The sequence below is a fragment of the Serratia sp. (in: enterobacteria) genome (assembly GCF_052400455.1).
GTDB classification, from domain to species: Bacteria; Pseudomonadota; Gammaproteobacteria; order Enterobacterales; family Enterobacteriaceae; genus Serratia; species Serratia ureilytica.
On sequence record NZ_CP185812.1, the window covers coordinates 4,704,796 to 4,721,716 of the forward strand.

General features: G+C 60.7%; 18 protein-coding genes. 9 read left to right on the forward strand and 9 right to left on the reverse strand.

The genetic code is table 11. The annotated features are described in order from the left end of the window. Window positions 1-73 precede the first annotated feature (73 nt). Together ACORQT_RS22645 and ACORQT_RS22650 are read right to left on the reverse strand one after the other, a co-directional pair. A complete protein-coding gene (locus ACORQT_RS22645) occupies window positions 74-856 on the reverse strand; it encodes a PhzF family phenazine biosynthesis protein (RefSeq protein WP_033645256.1) in 783 nt (260 codons plus the stop codon). A gap of 11 nt (window positions 857-867) precedes the next feature. Next, the gene (locus tag ACORQT_RS22650; RefSeq protein WP_033645257.1) at window positions 868-1,470 is read right to left on the reverse strand and encodes a LysE family translocator; all 603 of its coding nucleotides are present in this window, start codon (window positions 1,468-1,470) and stop codon (window positions 868-870) included. Window positions 1,471-1,589: 119 nt separating this feature from the next. Here ACORQT_RS22650 and ACORQT_RS22655 point away from each other — a divergent pair, with 119 nt between their 5' ends. The 3 genes from ACORQT_RS22655 (at window position 1,590) to ACORQT_RS22665 (ending at window position 3,821) form a co-directional block, all read left to right on the forward strand. Next, window positions 1,590-2,570, forward strand: a complete 981-nt coding sequence (locus ACORQT_RS22655; protein ID WP_033645258.1) for a hydrolase — start codon at window positions 1,590-1,592, stop codon at window positions 2,568-2,570. Then, window positions 2,567-2,800 carry a YheU family protein gene (locus ACORQT_RS22660; protein WP_004930376.1) on the forward strand — a complete coding sequence of 78 codons (234 nt, stop codon included), beginning with the start codon at window positions 2,567-2,569 and terminating at the stop codon, window positions 2,798-2,800. Before ACORQT_RS22655 ends, ACORQT_RS22660 begins: the two co-directional genes overlap by 4 nt. Before the next feature lie 151 nt (window positions 2,801-2,951). Continuing rightward, window positions 2,952-3,821, forward strand: coding sequence for a phosphoribulokinase (locus ACORQT_RS22665; protein WP_042785488.1), 870 nt, complete (start codon window positions 2,952-2,954; stop codon window positions 3,819-3,821). A gap of 38 nt (window positions 3,822-3,859) precedes the next feature. On the opposite strand, the gene ACORQT_RS22670 is transcribed toward ACORQT_RS22665, so the two are convergent. Further along, window positions 3,860-4,267: an OsmC family protein gene (locus ACORQT_RS22670; protein WP_025304517.1), complete on the reverse strand. Its 408-nt coding sequence runs from the start codon at window positions 4,265-4,267 to the stop codon at window positions 3,860-3,862. A gap of 382 nt (window positions 4,268-4,649) precedes the next feature. Here ACORQT_RS22670 and crp point away from each other — a divergent pair, with 382 nt between their 5' ends. Both crp and ACORQT_RS22680 read left to right on the forward strand, forming a co-directional pair. Beyond that, window positions 4,650-5,282 (forward strand): cAMP-activated global transcriptional regulator CRP, encoded by a 633-nt coding sequence (gene crp / locus ACORQT_RS22675; protein WP_004090925.1) that lies wholly within the window; start codon window positions 4,650-4,652, stop codon window positions 5,280-5,282. A gap of 50 nt (window positions 5,283-5,332) precedes the next feature. Further along, window positions 5,333-7,411, forward strand: coding sequence for a YccS/YhfK family putative transporter (locus tag ACORQT_RS22680; RefSeq protein ID WP_444859282.1), 2,079 nt, complete (start codon window positions 5,333-5,335; stop codon window positions 7,409-7,411). Window positions 7,412-7,451: 40 nt separating this feature from the next. On the opposite strand, the gene argD is transcribed toward ACORQT_RS22680, so the two are convergent. From argD to ACORQT_RS22695, 3 genes are all read right to left on the reverse strand, one after another. After that, window positions 7,452-8,669: a bifunctional acetylornithine/succinyldiaminopimelate transaminase gene (argD, locus tag ACORQT_RS22685; protein WP_042785490.1), complete on the reverse strand. Its 1,218-nt coding sequence runs from the start codon at window positions 8,667-8,669 to the stop codon at window positions 7,452-7,454. 131 nt (window positions 8,670-8,800) lie between these two features. After that, on the reverse strand, window positions 8,801-9,376 hold the full coding sequence (locus ACORQT_RS22690; protein WP_033645386.1) for an aminodeoxychorismate synthase component II: 576 nt from the start codon (window positions 9,374-9,376) through the stop codon (window positions 8,801-8,803). Window positions 9,377-9,448: 72 nt separating this feature from the next. Then, window positions 9,449-10,972 carry a helicase HerA-like domain-containing protein gene (locus ACORQT_RS22695; protein WP_033645261.1) on the reverse strand — a complete coding sequence of 508 codons (1,524 nt, stop codon included), beginning with the start codon at window positions 10,970-10,972 and terminating at the stop codon, window positions 9,449-9,451. A gap of 218 nt (window positions 10,973-11,190) precedes the next feature. On the opposite strand from ACORQT_RS22695, the gene ACORQT_RS22700 reads away from it, so the two are divergent. Beyond that, window positions 11,191-11,460 (forward strand): hypothetical protein, encoded by a 270-nt coding sequence (locus ACORQT_RS22700; protein WP_042785491.1) that lies wholly within the window; start codon window positions 11,191-11,193, stop codon window positions 11,458-11,460. A 17-nt stretch (window positions 11,461-11,477) separates the two neighbouring features. After that, window positions 11,478-11,756, forward strand: coding sequence for a type II toxin-antitoxin system RelE/ParE family toxin (locus tag ACORQT_RS22705; RefSeq protein ID WP_042785492.1), 279 nt, complete (start codon window positions 11,478-11,480; stop codon window positions 11,754-11,756). Here the strand turns inward: ACORQT_RS22705 and btsR are convergent, their stop codons facing one another. From btsR to ppiA, 3 genes are all read right to left on the reverse strand, one after another. Then, on the reverse strand, window positions 11,757-12,482 hold the full coding sequence (gene btsR / locus ACORQT_RS22710; protein ID WP_025304522.1) for a two-component system response regulator BtsR: 726 nt from the start codon (window positions 12,480-12,482) through the stop codon (window positions 11,757-11,759). It abuts the gene before it with no gap. Next, complete coding sequence (locus ACORQT_RS22715) at window positions 12,482-14,167, reverse strand: sensor histidine kinase (protein WP_033651731.1); 1,686 nt, start codon at window positions 14,165-14,167, stop codon at window positions 12,482-12,484. The genes btsR and ACORQT_RS22715 overlap by 1 nt, the downstream gene beginning before the upstream one ends. A gap of 155 nt (window positions 14,168-14,322) precedes the next feature. Further along, on the reverse strand, window positions 14,323-14,892 hold the full coding sequence (gene ppiA, locus ACORQT_RS22720) for a peptidylprolyl isomerase A (RefSeq protein WP_033636286.1): 570 nt from the start codon (window positions 14,890-14,892) through the stop codon (window positions 14,323-14,325). A 353-nt stretch (window positions 14,893-15,245) separates the two neighbouring features. On the opposite strand from ppiA, the gene ACORQT_RS22725 reads away from it, so the two are divergent. Next, window positions 15,246-15,584, forward strand: coding sequence for a PTS lactose/cellobiose transporter subunit IIA (locus ACORQT_RS22725; RefSeq protein WP_025304525.1), 339 nt, complete (start codon window positions 15,246-15,248; stop codon window positions 15,582-15,584). Continuing rightward, window positions 15,581-16,888 (forward strand): 6-phospho-beta-glucosidase, encoded by a 1,308-nt coding sequence (locus ACORQT_RS22730; RefSeq protein ID WP_089192324.1) that lies wholly within the window; start codon window positions 15,581-15,583, stop codon window positions 16,886-16,888. Before ACORQT_RS22725 ends, ACORQT_RS22730 begins: the two co-directional genes overlap by 4 nt. Window positions 16,889-16,921: the final 33 nt, after the last annotated feature.

The following is a 16,921-nucleotide window of genomic DNA, read 5'->3' on the forward strand; positions in this document are numbered from 1 at the left end:
TTTATCTGAGCGATGACGGGCGATAAAAGAATAAAAAAGTCTTCTTTATTACCTTAGGTAATATTAAAGCGAATCACAGCACGATCGTCCCGCGTAGGAACACGTGAGCGTAGCCGCCGAGCAGCGTGCGGTCCCCTTGCAGTTCGCAGAACAGCTCGCCGCCGCGCGCCGAAATCTGCCGGGCGTGCAGCCGATGGCGGCCGAGACGCGCCGTCCAGTAGGGCATCAACGTACAATGCGCGGAACCGGTCACCGGATCCTCGCCGCCGTCGAGCGTGAAATAGCGCGAAACGAAGTCCACGGTGTCACCCGGCGCGGTGACGATCACCGCACGGCCGGCCAATGCGATCAGCGCCGGGATGTCCGGGCGCAGCGCGCGCACCTGCGCCTCATTTTCCACCACCGCCAGCAGCGCTTTCGCCTGCCACACTTCCTGCGGCTGCACGCCCAGCAGCGCCGCGAGGCCCGCCGGTTCGGCGACTTTCTGCGGCGGCCTGGCGGGGAAATCAAGCACCAGCCGCTCCCCATCCCGCTCATCGCGCTTGACGAACAGCTCGCCGCCGGCCGATCTGAAGCGAATATCCTTCAGCGCCGGGTTAACCGCGCTGAACATCACATGCGCCGCCGCCAGCGTGCCGTGGCCGCAAAGATCGACCTCACGCTCCGGGGTAAACCAGCGAATGGCGGTCATGTCGCCGTCATCCCAGACAAAGCTGGTCTCCGGCAGGCCGATCTCGTTGGCGATCGCCTGCAGCCGCTCCGTCGGCAGTGGCTGCGTCAGCAGGCAGACCCCGGCCGGGTTGCCGCGCAGCCCCTCACCGGTAAAGGCGACCACGTGATAATAGTTTTCCGCCATCGTTCCGCTCCTTAATGCCAAATCAGTAATACACAGGCTGCAGTCAGCAGCCCCATGGAAACGTTGAAGATAATCCAGGCCTTTTTGCTGCGCAGCAGGCGGCCGATCACCGTGCCGAACGCCAGCCAGATAACGCCGGCGACGATGTTTACCGCCAAAATGCCCAGCGCGATCGCCGCAATGGAACCGTTGTACTTATCGCCCGCCAGACTGAAGCTCGCCACCGCGCCCAGTGCCATCAGCCAGGCTTTCGGGTTGAGGAACTGCAACAGCCAGCCCTGATACAGCCGCACCGGCTGCGGCGGCGCCACGTCGGTTTCCAGCTTTTCATAGGCGGCGGTAGCGACTTTCCACGCCAGCCACAGCAGGTACAAACTGCCGAGGATTTTCAGGATCAGGTGCAGCGACGGGTAAACCAGGATCAGGCTGCCGACGCCGAAGGCCACCAGCAGCAAAATGCTTTGCATGCCGAGCATGATGCCGATCATCAGCCACAGCGAACGCATAAAGCCGAAATGAGCGCCGGAGGTGGTCAGCAGCAGGTTATTGGGGCCGGGCGTGATGGCGGCGACCCACAGGAAGCCCAGCATCGAAAGGAATAAACTCGGTTCCATGGCACGGGTGCTCCTCACCCAAGGCGCTTTTTTGCAGTATCATTGTCAGTTATTGGTATTGAAGCTAACAGTGCGCCTGGGATCTCACAATAGTCGCCAACAACATTTTTACTCCGCCTATGCATGACGTCTTTCGCCCCCTGACCGGGGCCAGTAACCCGCACCTGCAAACGCTGTTGCCGCGGCTGGTGCGCCGCCGCGTGTTATTGAAACCGCATTGGCAACGGCTGGAATTGCCCGACGGCGATTTCGTCGATCTCGCCTGGAGCGAGGATCCGGCGCAGGCGCGCGACAAACCGCGCGCGGTGCTGTTCCACGGTCTGGAGGGCAGCTTCTACAGCCCCTACGCGCATGGCCTGCTCAACGCCTGGCGCGAGCGCGGCTGGCTCGGGGTGGTGATGCACTTTCGCGGCTGCAGCGGCGTGCCCAACCGCAAACAGCGCATCTACCACTCCGGCGAAACCGAAGACGCGCGTTTCTTCCTGCGCTGGCTGCGCGACAGCTACGGCGAGGTGCCAACCGCGGCGGTAGGCGTTTCGCTCGGCGGCAACATGCTGGCCTGTTATCTGGCGCAGCAAGGCGCCGACAGCCTGCTGCAGGCGGCGGTGGTGGTCTCGGCGCCGCTGATGCTGGAGCCCTGCGCCTATCGCATGGAGCAAGGTTTCTCCCGCGTCTATCAGCGCTACCTGTTGGGGCAGCTGAAACAAAACGCCACCCGCAAGCTGTTGCACTACCCGGACACCCTGCCGCTCAAGCTGTCACAGCTGAACGGGTTGCGGCGCATCCGCGAATTCGACGACGCCATCACCTCGCGCATTCACGGCTTCAGCGACGCCACCGATTATTATCGCCGCTGCAGCGCCCTGCCGCTGTTGCCGGCGATCCAAACGCCGCTGCTGATCATCCATGCGAAGGACGATCCCTTCATGACCCATGAGGTGATCCCCGACGTCGCCGGCCTGCCGCGCAATATCGAATATCAGCTGACCGAGTTCGGCGGCCACGTCGGCTTTGTCGGCGGCACGCTGAAAAAACCGCACATGTGGCTGGAGCATCGCATTCCGGCCTGGCTTTCCCCTTATCTGGACATCCCGACGTGATCATTCCCTGGCAAGAACTGGCAACCGACACCCTGAACAGCCTGATCGAATCCTTTGTGCTGCGTGAAGGCACCGATTACGGCGAGCACGAACGATCGCTGGAGCAGAAGGTGGAGGACGTGCGCCGCCAGCTGAAAAACGGCGAAGTGGTGCTGGTGTGGTCGGAACTGCATGAGAGCGTCAACATCATGCCGCGCGGTCAGTTCCGCGCCGGGCAGGAAGAAATTTAGTGGCGCCCGGTTCTATGACTGACGGAAAAAATCAGGTAACAATGGGACATTGCAAACCAGCGCGCGCCATTTTTTCCTGACATAGAGAGCGTCAACAAGAGCCACAATAATCCCCTGACGCCGGCGCATTCAACACGGAGTGACAACCACCATGTCTGCCAAACATCCCGTTATCGCGGTGACCGGTTCCAGCGGCGCCGGCACCACCACCACCAGCGTGGCGTTCCGCAAAATCTTCCAACAGCTCAACATTCGCGCCGCCGAGCTGGAGGGCGACAGCTTCCACCGCTACACCCGGCCGGAAATGGACGCGGCGATCCGCAAGGCGCGCGATCTGGGCAGACACATCAGTTATTTCGGCCCCGAGGCCAACGACTTCGGCCTGCTGCAGCAGAGCTTTATCGAGTACGGCAAAAACGGCACCGGCCGTTCGCGCAAGTACCTGCACACCTACGACGAAGCGGTGCCCTACAATCAGGTGCCGGGCACCTTCACCCCGTGGGAGCCGCTGCCGGCGCCGACCGACGTGCTGTTCTACGAGGGGCTGCACGGCGGTGTGGTCACCGAGCACCATGACGTGGCCAACCACGTCGATCTGCTGGTCGGCGTGGTGCCGATCGTCAACCTGGAGTGGATACAGAAGCTGATCCGCGATACCGGCGAACGCGGCCACTCCCGCGAGGCGGTGATGGATTCGGTGGTGCGTTCGATGGAAGACTACATCAACTACATCACGCCGCAGTTCTCGCGCACCCACATCAACTTCCAGCGCGTACCGACGGTGGATACTTCCAACCCGTTCGCCGCCAAAGCCATTCCCTCACTGGATGAAAGCTTCGTGGTGATCCACTTCCGCGGGCTGGATCAGATTGACTTCCCCTATTTGCTGGCGATGCTGCAGGGCTCGTTTATCTCGCACATCAATACGTTAGTGGTGCCGGGCGGCAAGATGGGGCTGGCGATGGAGCTGATCATGGCGCCGCTGGTGCAGCGGTTGCTGGAAGGCAAGAAGATCGAATAAGCGCGTTGAGCGCGGCGGCGGGCCGCGCTCCGTCTCGATTACGCCGGCTGGCGGATCTCGAAGCTGTGGGTCACCGTGGCGGCCTTGTTGAGCATCAGCGCCACCGAGCAGTACTTCTCCGCCGACAGGTTCACCGCTCGCTCTACGATTTTGTCGGTCAGATCCTGGCCGGTGACGATGAAGTGCAGGTTGATATGGGTGAACAACCGCGGGGCTTCTGCACGGCGCTCGGAGGTCAGCTTCACCTCGCAGTCGCGCACGTCGTTGCGCCCTTTTTGCAGGATGGACACCACGTCGATCGCGCTGCAGCCGCCCACCGACATCAGCACCATCTCCATCGGGCTGGGCGCTTTATCGCCGGCGTTGCCGTCCATCAGCACCTGGTGGCCGGAGGCCGATTCACCCAAAAACGTTAACCCTTCCACCCACTTAACTCTTGCCTGCATTCTGGTCACTCCGGTTGATTTCTTAAAATCAGAGTACGCTTTCGCATAGAAACAGGCAACGTAACCTGATGCTAATCATGCTGAAGCGAGACAACACGAGACACCCGCCTTACTCTGTGCTACAAACAGAGCCGCAATAAATCTTTCCGGGACACTGAATTTCAGGGAAACGCCCAGAGAAAGGCTCCTTTACCGGTATGTTAACAGAATGTAGCTTGCAGCGCTTACGGCAAGTTAATATGCTAGAGCGACAGCGTATTTTTATGACACGCCTCAAAACTTGCCGGTAGCCCTCGCTCATAACTGCGGCTACAGGCGGGTTTTACAGGGAACTCTGACCCCTGTGACACAAGGCAGCGATAACAACAGAGGATAACAGCGAATGGTTCTCGGCAAACCGCAAACAGACCCTACTCTCGAATGGTTCCTGTCTCATTGCCATATCCACAAATATCCATCGAAGAGTACGCTGATTCACCAAGGTGAAAAGGCCGAAACGCTTTACTACATCGTGAAAGGCTCCGTCGCGGTGCTGATCAAGGATGAAGAAGGTAAAGAGATGATCCTATCCTACCTCAACCAGGGGGATTTCATCGGCGAGCTCGGATTGTTCGAAGAAGGCCAGGAGCGCAGCGCCTGGGTTCGCGCCAAAACCGCCTGTGAAGTGGCCGAAATTTCCTACAAGAAATTCCGCCAGCTGATCCAGGTGAACCCGGACATCCTGATGCGTCTGTCCGCCCAAATGGCGAGCCGCCTGCAGGTTACCTCCGAAAAAGTGGGCAACCTCGCCTTCCTGGACGTGACCGGCCGCATCGCGCAAACCCTGCTGAATCTGGCGAAGCAACCCGACGCCATGACTCACCCGGACGGCATGCAGATCAAGATCACCCGCCAGGAAATCGGCCAGATCGTCGGCTGCTCGCGTGAAACCGTTGGCCGTATTCTGAAAATGCTGGAAGATCAAAACCTGATTTCCGCCCACGGCAAAACCATTGTCGTCTACGGCACCCGTTAACCCCTGAAGAAACGGCGCAATCTGCGCCGTTTTTTTGTCTGCTCTCTGCCATGTGGCGCCGCCTGATTTACCACCCGGAAATCAACTACGCACTGCGACAAACGCTGGTGTTGTGCCTGCCGGTGCTGTTTGGCCTGCTGATTGGCCAGCTGCAGCTCGGCCTGATGTTCTCTCTGGTGCCCGCCTGCTGCAATATCGCCGGTCTGGACACGCCGCATAGGCGCTTCTTTAAACGGCTGATCGTCGGCGGTGCGCTGTTTGCCCTCAGCAGCCTGCTGCTGCAACAAGCCCTGCTGTGGCACGTGCCGCTGCCGGCGCTGATGCTGGGCCTGGCGCTGCTGCTCGGCGTCACCGGCGAAATCAGCCCGCTGCACGCCCGGCTGTTGCCGGCGGCGCTGGTGGCCGCCATCTTCTCCCTCAGCATGGCCGGCACCGTGCCTCTCTGGCAGGCGCCGCTGCTGTACGCGATCGGCACCGCCTGGTACGGCTTATTCACCTGGTTCTGGTTCCGGCTGTGGAAAGAGCAGCCGATGCGCGAGACGCTGAGCCAGCTCTATCTGGAACTGGCGGACTACTTCGAAGCCAAATACTCGCTGCTGACTCAGCACACCGATCCGCAGACCGCGCTGCCGCCGCTGCTGGTGCGCCAGCAAAAGGTGATGGATCTGATCAGCCTGCTGTACCAACAGCTTAATTTCCTGCCGCACGCCAACAACCTCGAGCAAAAGCGCCTGCAGCGCGCCTTTCAGGTGGCGATGGACCTGCAGGAGCACATCACCGTCAGCCTGCATCTGCCGGAAGAGGTGCAAAAACTGGTGGAGCAGAGCCAGGCCGAAGCGATCATTCGCCGCAATGCTCAGGTGATCGCCGACCGGCTGCGCGTGGTGGCGCACGATATTCTCTATCATCAACATTCTAAGCGCTTCTCCATGACCCACGAGCTGGCGGCGCTGGAAAAAATGGCGGCGCAGCATCCCGATAATCCGGTCGGCCAGTTTTGTTATTACCACTTCAGCCGCATCGCCCGCCTGCTGCGCACCCAGCATCCGCTGTACCGCCGCGACCTGATGCCCGGCCAGCACCGCCTGCCGTTTTGGCCGGCGCTGGTCAGCTACCTGTCGTTCAAATCCACCGCCCTGCGCAACGCCGCGCGGCTGGGCGTAACGCTGGCGGTCGGCAGCAGCCTGGGTGCGGTATTCAACCTGCCGAAGCCTTACTGGATCCTGCTCACCATCATGCTGGTGAGCCAAAACGGGTATAACGCCACCCGGGTGCGTATTCAGCACCGTGCGCTGGGCACGATCGCCGGTCTGTTGCTGGCGGCCGGGCTGCTGCAGCTGCAGTTGCCGGAGGGAGAAACGCTGAGCATCATGCTGGTGATCACGCTGCTGGCCTACCTGGTTTCGCGCAAGAACTACGGGCTGTCGGTGATTGGCTTTACGGTCACGGCGGTTTACACCCTGCAACTGCTGGCGCTGAACGGCTCGCATTTTTTGGTGCCGCGTCTGATCGATACGCTGATCGGCTGCGTGCTGGCGTTCGGCGGCACCATTTGGCTGTGGCCGCAGTGGCAAAGCGGGCTGCTGCGCAAGAATGCCCATCAGGCGCTGGAAAACGATCAAGCCGCGCTGCGGCTGATGCTGAAGCAACCGGAGCCGGACGCCACCGCGTTGGCCTATGCCCGCATGCAGGTCAACCAGGCGCACAATGCGCTGTTCACTTCGCTCAATCAGGCGATGCAGGAACCGGGGTTCGCCTCGAACTATCTGGCGGACATGCGGCTGTGGGTCACTCACAGCCAGTTCATCGTCGAACACCTGAACGCCATGACCATCCTGGCGCGTGAGCACTACATGCTGACGCCAAAGCTGGCGGAAGCGTATCTGCAAACCTGTGAAATCGCGCTGCAAAGCTGCCAGCAGCGGTTGGAATACGACGGCCCGAGCAGTGACAACAGCGGCATCATGCAGCCGCCGGATCTGCATCCGGAGATGCCCGTCACCGAGATGGAACGTCATTTGCGGCGCATTCTGTCGCACCTGAGCGTGATGCACACCATTTCGTCGCTGGCCTGGCGCCAGCGCCCGCACCACGGCATCTGGCTCAAGCGTAAACTGCGCGATCAATAAGGGCGCGGCATGCCGCGCCCCGTTATTCGCCGCAGGTGCTTCAGGCGTTGATCACATCCTGCACCGCCAGCTCGAACAGCGCCATGCCGGCCTCGATGTCCTGCAGCTCCACCACCAGCGACGGCGCAAAGCGGATCACGTTCGGCCCGGCGTTGAGGATCATCAGCCCACGCGCGGCGGCGGCGGTGAGGAAATCGCGCGCTCTGCCATGATAATGCGGCGTCAGCTCGGCGCCGATCAGCAACCCCATGCCGCGAATGGCGGTGAAAATACCGTATTTATCGCCGATATTCTGCAAAGCCTGCACATACAGCGCATGGCGCTGCTCGATGCCGCTCAGCACTTCCGGCGTATTGATCACATCCAGCGCCGCCTCCGCCACCGCGCAGGCCAGCGGGTTGCCGCCGTAGGTGGTGCCGTGAGTGCCCACCTGCATCACCGACGCAATCTCTTCGGTAGTCAGCATGGCGCTCACCGGGAAACCGCCGCCCAGCGCCTTGGCGGTGGTGAGAATGTCCGGCGTCACGCCATAATGCATATAGGCGAACAGCTTGCCGCTGCGCCCCATGCCGCTTTGCACTTCATCGAACACCAGCAGCGCCTGATGTTGGTCGCACAGTTTGCGCACGCCTTTAAGGAAGTCGGCGTCGACCGGCGTAATGCCGCCCTCGCCCTGAATCGGCTCCATCACCACCGCGCAGGTGTGGTCGTCCATCACCGCTTTCACCGCCGCCAGATCGTTGAACGGCACGTGCACGATGTCGGCCGGCTTCGGCCCGAACCCGTCGGAATATTTGGCCTGCCCGCCCACCGATACGGTGAACAGCGTGCGGCCGTGAAACGCGTTATAGAAGGCGATGATTTTAGTTTTGTACGGGCTGTGACGGGTAATGGCGTAATGGCGCGCCAATTTGAACGCCGCCTCGTTGGCCTCTGCGCCGGAGTTGGCGAAGAACACCCGATCGGCGAAGGTGGCGTCGATCAGTTTGCTCGCCAGGCGCAGCGCGGGCTCATTGGTGAAGACGTTGCTGGTATGCCACAGGGTTTCCCCCTGGCGTTTGAGCGCCTCGACCAGCGCCGGATGGCAGTGCCCCAGCGCCGTCACCGCGATGCCGCCGGAAAAATCGATGTACTCTTTTCCCTGCTGATCCCAGACCCGGCTGCCTTGGCCGCGCACCGGCACAAACTGGGCGGGTGCATAAACAGGCAGGATCACCTGGTCAAAGGTGCTGCGGCTCACTGCGGATTTGTCAGTCATTTTCGGCTCCACCCTGAAGGTTTTTCAGCGCTATCGCGATGTTATAATGAAAATATAATCACGAAATATGCATAAAAAAACACTAAAGCGCAAATGCAAAACGCCTGACGGGCGAAAAAAATGCGAAGGGATTAACGCCTGAGAAAATTGTCCAACAGCTGATGACCCTGCTCGCTGAGCACGCTTTCCGGGTGGAACTGCACCCCTTCCAGCGCCAGCGTGCGGTGGCGGATGCCCATGATCTCGTCGCGCACGCCGTCGCGTTCGCTCCAGGCGGTCACTTCAAAGCAATCCGGCAGCGTATCGGCTTTCAGCACCAGCGAATGGTAACGCGTCACGGTCAGGGGATCGCTCAGGCCACGGAACACGCCGACGCCCAGATGGCGAATCGCCGAGGTTTTGCCGTGCATCACCGCGCGGGCGCGCACCACCTCGGCGCCGAACGCCTGCCCCAGCGCCTGGTGCCCCAGGCACACGCCGAGGATCGGCAGCTTGCCGGCGAAATGACGAATGGCGGCCAGCGAGATGCCCGCTTCGTTCGGGGTACAAGGGCCGGGGGAAATCACCAGATGCTGCGGCGCCAGCCGCTCGATATCGGCCAGCTGCAGCTCATCATTGCGCTTCACCACCACCTCGGCGCCCAACTCGCAGAAGTACTGGTAAAGGTTATAGGTAAAGGAGTCGTAGTTATCGATCAGCAGCAGCATGTTAGGTCCGGCAGAGAAAAACGCCGCCATAGTTTACTGATTTAACCCGCCGCTGCCGACGATAATTTCCGCTTACTTTTTACGGCCGCCGGTGATCGAGCCCAGTACGCCGCGCAGGATCTGCCGGCCGAGATCGCGCGCCATGCTCTTGGCGGCGGTCTGGACGATGCCGTCGCGTTTGCCGCCGCGCGGGCCGGTGGAACCGAACAGCAGCTCGTTCAATCCGTCCATCAGGCCGCCGCCCGTCTGTTGCTGCGCTTGCGCCTGCGGTTGTTGCCCCTGCTGCGCAGTGCCGACGGTGGCGAAGCCGCCCGACGACAGCTTCTCGTAGGCGGACTCGCGGTCAATCATGTCTTCATAGCGGCCATACAGCGGCGACTTGTTGATCGCGCTGTTCAGCCCTTCCGCGCCGAGCATGCCCATTTTGGATTCCGGCGCGATGACCATCGCCCGCTCCACCACGTTCGGCCGGCCCTTCTCGTCGAGGAATGACACTAGCGCTTCGCCCACGCCCAGCTCGGTGATCGCCGTTTCGGCATCGAAGGCCGGATTGGCGCGCAGGGTTTGCGCCGCCGTTTTCACCGCCTTCTGATCGCGCGGCGTGAAGGCGCGCAGCGCATGCTGTACGCGGTTGCCCAACTGGCCCAGCACGCTGTCCGGGATATCCAGCGGGTTCTGGGTGACGAAGTAAATGCCGACGCCTTTGGAGCGGATCAGGCGCACCACCTGTTCGATCTTGGTCAACAGCGCCGCCGGCGCGTCGTTGAACAGCAGGTGCGCTTCATCGAAGAAGAACACCAGCTTCGGCTGTTCAGGGTCGCCCACTTCCGGCAGATGTTCAAACAGCTCGGCCAGCAGCCACAGCAGGAACACTGAATACAGCTTCGGCTGATTGATCAGCTTGTCCGCCGCCAGCAGGTTGATCACGCCATGACCGTTGGCGTCGGTTTTCATCAGATCGTTGATGTCCAGCATCGGCTCGCCGAAGAACTGGTTGGCGCCCTGCTCTTCCAGCGTCAGCAACCCGCGCTGGATGGCGCCGATCGACGCGGCAGAGATGTTGCCGTACTGAGTCTGGAATTGTTTGGCGTTATCGCCGACGAACTGCACCATGGCGCGCAGGTCTTTCATGTCCAACAGCAGCAGCGCATTATCATCGGCGATTTTGAACACCAGCTGCAGCACGCCGCTTTGCACCTCGTTCAGATCCAACAGGCGCCCCAGCAGCAGCGGCCCGAGATCGGAAATCGTGGCGCGGATCGGATGCCCCTTTTCGCCGTAAATATCCCACGGGATAATGGTGCAGGCCTGCGGCTGCCAGTCGGTGACGCCGATCGCCGCCAGGCGCGCCTGCAGCTTCTCGGAAGGCACGCCCTCGGCGCCGATGCCGGACAGATCGCCCTTCACGTCCGACAGGAACACCGGCACGCCGATGCGCGAGAACTGTTCGGCCATTTTTTGCAGCGTCACCGTCTTGCCGGTGCCGGTTGCCCCGGTAATCAACCCGTGGCGGTTGGCCAACGCCGGCAAAATCACCAGATCCTGTTCCGGTTTTCCGTCTTTCATCGCCTTGGCGATAATCCGTGGTTCACTCATTTTCTGTTCCTTTGACGCTGACGCGGCGCGAAACGCGCCTGTTGATGCAATAAAGCTATAAGCGCCGCGTAACCCCGTCAAGGACAAACAAAAAGGGCGCCGTCGGAGCCTGATGAATTCAGATTGCGCTTAACGCCAGAGCCTCCGACCGTCCTTGCTTGAACAATAAAGCGGCGGTGTTATAGTGAATATTACGCTGTATATACGAGGTAAATACCATGCCTGAATCTACCGTGGTAATCCGCGTGGATGAAGAGTTAAAAACCGCTTTTGCCAGCGCAGCAAAGGCCGCCGACCGCACGGCTTCACAACTGCTGCGCGATTTCATGCGCGAGTTTGTCAGCCGCCAGGCTCAGCAGGAAGAATACGACCAGTGGCTGAGGGAAAAAGTCGAGGTGAGCCGCAAGGCGTTGCGTGAAGGCAAGTTCGCCGACGATGAAGAGGTCGCCGCTTATTTCGCCGAACGCAGAGCTAAATCAACGCGATAAACCACAAAAGGACTTTTGTGAAACTGATATGGACGGAACTCGCCATCGCCGATCGTCTGGCGATTTATGAATGGTTGGAACTTAAAAACCCGGCCGCCGCCGCAGAAAATGATGTAAAAATCGCTGACGCGGCGGCACGCCTCGTACATCATCCCGCCAGCGGAAAAACGGGTCGGATAGCCGGCACGCGCGAGTTGGTCATCTCTTCGTCCTATCTGCTGGTCTATGAATGGGCGGCTCAGCGCGTCATCATCTTGGCCATCGTGCATACCCGCCGCCGGTGGCCACCCGTATAGTCACCCCCGCAGCCCCAGTTGCTCCTTCAGCGCTTTCAAATAGCGCCGGCTGACCGGCACCGGATCGCCGGCGGACATGATCATCTCCGCCGCGCCGCCTTCTTCGAAGCGGATCTCGCGCACCTGCTCCAGGTTGACCAAATACTGCCGATGGCAGCGCACCAGCGGCGTACGGCTTTCCAGCGTGCGCAGCGTCAATTCGGTGAAACACTCCATGCCGTCGCTGCGCACCACGAATACCCCGCTCAGTTTGGAACGGATCGCCAACACCTCGTCGAACCGCAGCAGATAGATGCGGCTGTGGCCGGTGCAGGGAATGTATTTCAGGTAGCCGGCGCTCTCATCCAGCGCCGTCACGTCCTGCGGCGCACTGCGCTGCCGCAGGCGTTGCAGCGTCTTGCTCAGCCGCTTCGGCTCCGCCGGCTTCAGCAGATAGTCGAAGGCGTGCTCCTCGAACGCCTGCACCGCGTATTCGTCGTAGGCGGTCAGAAACACGATGTGCGGCATCCGATTGGGATCCAGCATGCCGACCATTTCCAGCCCGCTGATGCGCGGCATTTGAATATCGAGAAACACCACATCCGGCTGCAGCCGGTGGATCTGGCTGATGGCTTCGATGGCGTTGGCGCATTCGCCGATGATCGTGATCCCCGCTTCGGCCTCCAGCAGATGGCGCAGGTTGTCGCGCGCGGAAGGCTCATCGTCAACAATCAGTGCGTTTAACATCAGGCGGCCCTCTCCATGGGAACATTGAGCGTAATGCGGGTATAGGCGTCCGGCCGGCAATCCACCTGCACACCATAGCCTTCGCCGTAGCGCACGCGAATGCGTTTATCCACCAGATTCATACCCAGCCCGCTGCAGTTCGGTTTCGGCTGGAACAGCCCGGCGTTGTCCGTCACCTGCAGCAGCAGATGATCGCCTTCGCAGCAGGCGCCGATTTCGATGCGGCCCACGCCCAACAGATGCGAGGTGCCGTGCTTGATGGCGTTCTCGACGATCGGCTGCAGCGAAAACGCCGGCAGCCGCGCCGCCAGCAGCGCCTCGGGCAGCGATACCGCAATCTCCAGCCGATCGGCGAAACGCGCTTTCTCGATCTGCAGGTAGGCGTTCACATGTTCTATCTCGTCCGCCAGGCTGACTTCATCATCCGAGCGCTTGAGGTTTTTGCGAAAGAAGGTCGAAAGGGACTGCACCAACTCGCAGGCGCGCTCGCCATCACGGCGGATCACCGCCACCAGCGTATTCAACGCATTGAACAGGAAATGCGGGTTGACCTGCGCATGCAACAGCTTGATCTCCGACTGCGCCAACAGCTGCTTGTGGCGCTCGTACTGTCCGGCCATGATCTGCGCCGACAGCAGGCTGGCGATGCCTTCGCCCAGCGTGCGGTTGATGGTGCTGAACAGCTGGCTTTTCGGTTCGTACAGCTTGATGGTGCCGATGACCCGCTGGTTTTCGCCGCGCAGCGGGATCACCAGCGTCGATCCCAGCTTGCAGGCCGGATTGATCGAGCAGCAGTAAGAGAGCTGGTTGCCGTCGGCGTACACCACCTCGTTGTTGTCGATGGCGCGATGCGAATGCACCGAGGCGATCGGCGTCCCCGGCAGGTGGTGATCGTCGCCGATGCCGATAAACGCCAACAGCTTGTCGCGATCGGTGATCGCCACCGCGCCGATGCCCAGTTCCTGATAAATCACCCGGGCGACCTTCATGCTGTTTTCCTGATCGAAGCCCTGCCGCAGGATACCCTCGGTACGCTCGGCGATTTTCAGCGCCTTGGAAGAGAAAGCGCTGGTGTATTTCTCGAACATCGCGCGCCGATCCAGCAGGATTTGCATAAACATCGCCGCGCCGACGGTATTGGCGATCATCATCGGCAGCGCGATGTGTTCCACCAGCTGCAACGCCTCGTTGTAAGGGCGCGCCACCGCCAGAATGATCGCCATCTGCAACACTTCCGCCACCAGCGCCACGCCGCCGACGAACAGCGGATTGAACAGCAGTTCGATGCGCCCGCGGCGCATGGCGATGCTGTGTACGATGCCGCCGACCAAGCCTTCCGACACCGTGGAGATCGCGCAGGCCACGTCGGTCATGCCGCCGAGCGTATACCGGTGCAGCCCGCCGGTCAGCCCGACCAGAAAGCCTACCGACGGCCCGCCCAGCAAGCCGCCCAGGACCGCGCCTATCGCGCGGGTATTGGCGATCGAATCCTGAATGTGCAACCCGAAATAGGTGCCCATGATGCAGAACACCGAGAAGATCACGTAACACAGCAGCTTGTGCGGCAGGCGAATGGTCACCTGCATCAGCGGGATAAACAGCGGGGTTTTGCTCAGCAGATAGGCGATGACGAGATAGACGCACATCTGCTGCAACAGCAACAGCACCTGGTTAAATTCATACATGGCAGCAACTCATCCAGAGACAACAAAGGGCGAACGCCGGATTTCCGGTCTGATTATTGTCTGCCGATTAGAGCATGGGGCGCGGGAGAAAACAGTGATGAAGGCAAGGCTTCGTGAGGAAGGACGGCCGACCCCGGCGGGATCGGCCAAAAAACTTACGGCAGCACCTTGGCCGACAGAATCACCACCGGTTTGGTCGGCACATTCTGGTAAGGGCCGACGTTGCCGGTCGGCACCTGAGCGATCTTGTCCACGACGTCCATGCCTTTCACCACTTTGCCGAACACGGCGTAGCCGAAGTCACGCTGGCCGTGATCCAGGAAGGCGTTATCGGCCACGTTCAGGAAGAACTGGCTGGTGGCGCTGTCCTTGTCGGCGGTGCGCGCCATCGAAATGGTGCCGCGCAGGTTGCGCAAGCCGTTGTCGGCTTCGTTCTTGATTGGCGCCTTGGTGGATTTCTGCTGCATGTCAGCGGTGAAACCGCCGCCCTGAATCATAAAGCCAGGGATCACGCGGTGGAAAATGGTGTTGTTGTAGTACCCGCTGTTCACGTAATCGACGAAATTCTGGGTGGAAACCGGTGCCTTCTGACTGTCGAGCGCCAACTCGATATTCCCTGCCGAGGTGGTCAGCATGACATGGGTTTCACCGGCGGCGAGCGCCGCTGGCGCCATCGCTGTCAGGGAACACAGCGCGACGAAGGTCACTAAAGTACGTTTGAACATTAACGGGTCCTTTCTCTGAGAGACAAACAACGGAAAAGCGCTTTGATTCTAAAGAGCTGTATCGGCAAGTGCCAGCCATTTACCTATATTTACCCAATTACGGGACATATCCTAGGTGGCCCTGAATTTTGCTGCGGAAAGTATGGGCGCAGAAGGCTTTTTTGCCAACCGCGTCACGCATTTTTTGCCCAGCGCCTCCCCGGGGCGTTTTTTGCGATCTACCTCCCAGTTTGCACACCCGTTGCCGTTACCCTATATAAATGAGAGCGCTCTCATTATAAAAAGAACGGATACTGAGGTATCCCACGGCGGCGTCGCCGCGCAACCCCTGGAGAAATGACGTGAGTGAATTGATGACTGAAGTCAGCCCCGAGTTTGAAAGCACCATCATGGAACTGCTGGTGTTCTCCGGCAGCGCGCGCAGTAATGCGTTGATGGCGTTGCGGCAAGCGCGCGCCGGTGACTTCGCCGCCGCGGCCAAACACATGGTCGAATCCAAAGAGTGGGTGAAGAAGGCGCACCTGATCCAGACCGAGCTGATCGGCCTGGACGAAGGCTGCGGCAAGCTGGCGATCAACCTGATCACGGTACATGCGCAGGATCATCTGATGAACGCCATGGTGATCCAGGATCTGGCCGACGACATGATCGAGCTCTATCGCCGTCAGTCGCAAACGGAGGGCCGCTCATGAGCACGCTCAAAATCGCGGTGATTGGCGGTGGCAGCAGCTACACTCCCGAACTGGTCGATGGGCTGATCCAACGCATCGATGAGCTGCCGGTCACCGAACTGGCGCTGGTGGACGTCGAGCCAGGCCGCCAAAAAGTGGAAACCATCGCCGCCCTGACCCGCCGCATGCTGGCGCGCCACGGGCTGGAACAGGTGAAGGTCAGCGTGCACTTCGCGCTGGACGAAGCGATTTGCGGCGCCGCTTTCGTGCTGACCCAGTTCCGCGTCGGGCAACTGCCGGCGCGCGCCGCCGACGAACGACTGGGCCTCAAATATCAGCTGCTCGGCCAGGAGACCACCGGCGTCGGCGGCTTCGCCAAGGCGCTGCGCACCATTCCGGTAATGCTGGATATCGCCCGTCGGGTGGAAAAGCTGGCGCCGGACGCCTGGATCATCAACTTCACCAACCCGGCCGGCATCGTCACCGAGGCGGTGTCCCGCTTTACCAAAGCGAAGATCATCGGCCTGTGCAACGTACCGATCAGCATGCATCACATGATCGCCAACATGCTGCAGGCGCCTTACGCCGACGTGCAGCTGCGGTTCGCCGGTTTGAACCACATGGTCTGGGTGCATCAGGTCACGCAGCAGGGGCGCGACGTCACCGGCAACGTGATCGACATGCTGTGCGACGGCGCGGCGCTGACCATGAACAACATCAAGGAAGAGCCCTGGCAGCCGGACTTCCTGCGCGCGCTCGGCGCCATCCCCTGCCCGTACCACCGCTATTTTTACCAGACCCGCGAGATGCTGGCGGAAGAGATGGCCGCCGCCGGCGAGCGCGGCACCCGCGCCGAGCAGGTGATGCAGGTAGAAAAAGAGCTGTTCGAGCTGTATGCCGATCCGCAGTTGAACAGTAAGCCGGAGCAGCTCAGCTTCCGCGGCGGTTCTTTCTATTCCGAAGTTGCGCTGGAGCTGATCCGTGCTATCCATAATAATCTCGGCACGCAATTAGTGGTCAACACCGCAAACCGCGGCGCAATCCATGGCCTGCCGGACGATGCTGTGATAGAAATCAACTGTATCGTCGATGCTCAGGGCGCGCATCCGCTGACCTTCGGCCCGCTGTCGGAACCGATGCAGGCGCTGACGCAGCAGGTGAAAGCCTACGAACGCCTGACCATCGAGGCCGCGGTGCACGGCGATCGCCGCAGCGGCTTGCTGGCGCTGATCGCCAACCCGCTGGTGGGCAACGCCAATCTGGCGCAGCCGTTGCTGGACGAGGTGTTGACGATAAACGCGCCGTATTTGCCGCAGTTCAGGTAAGCGCCTGCGCGCGGTATGACAGGGGTTCGGCGC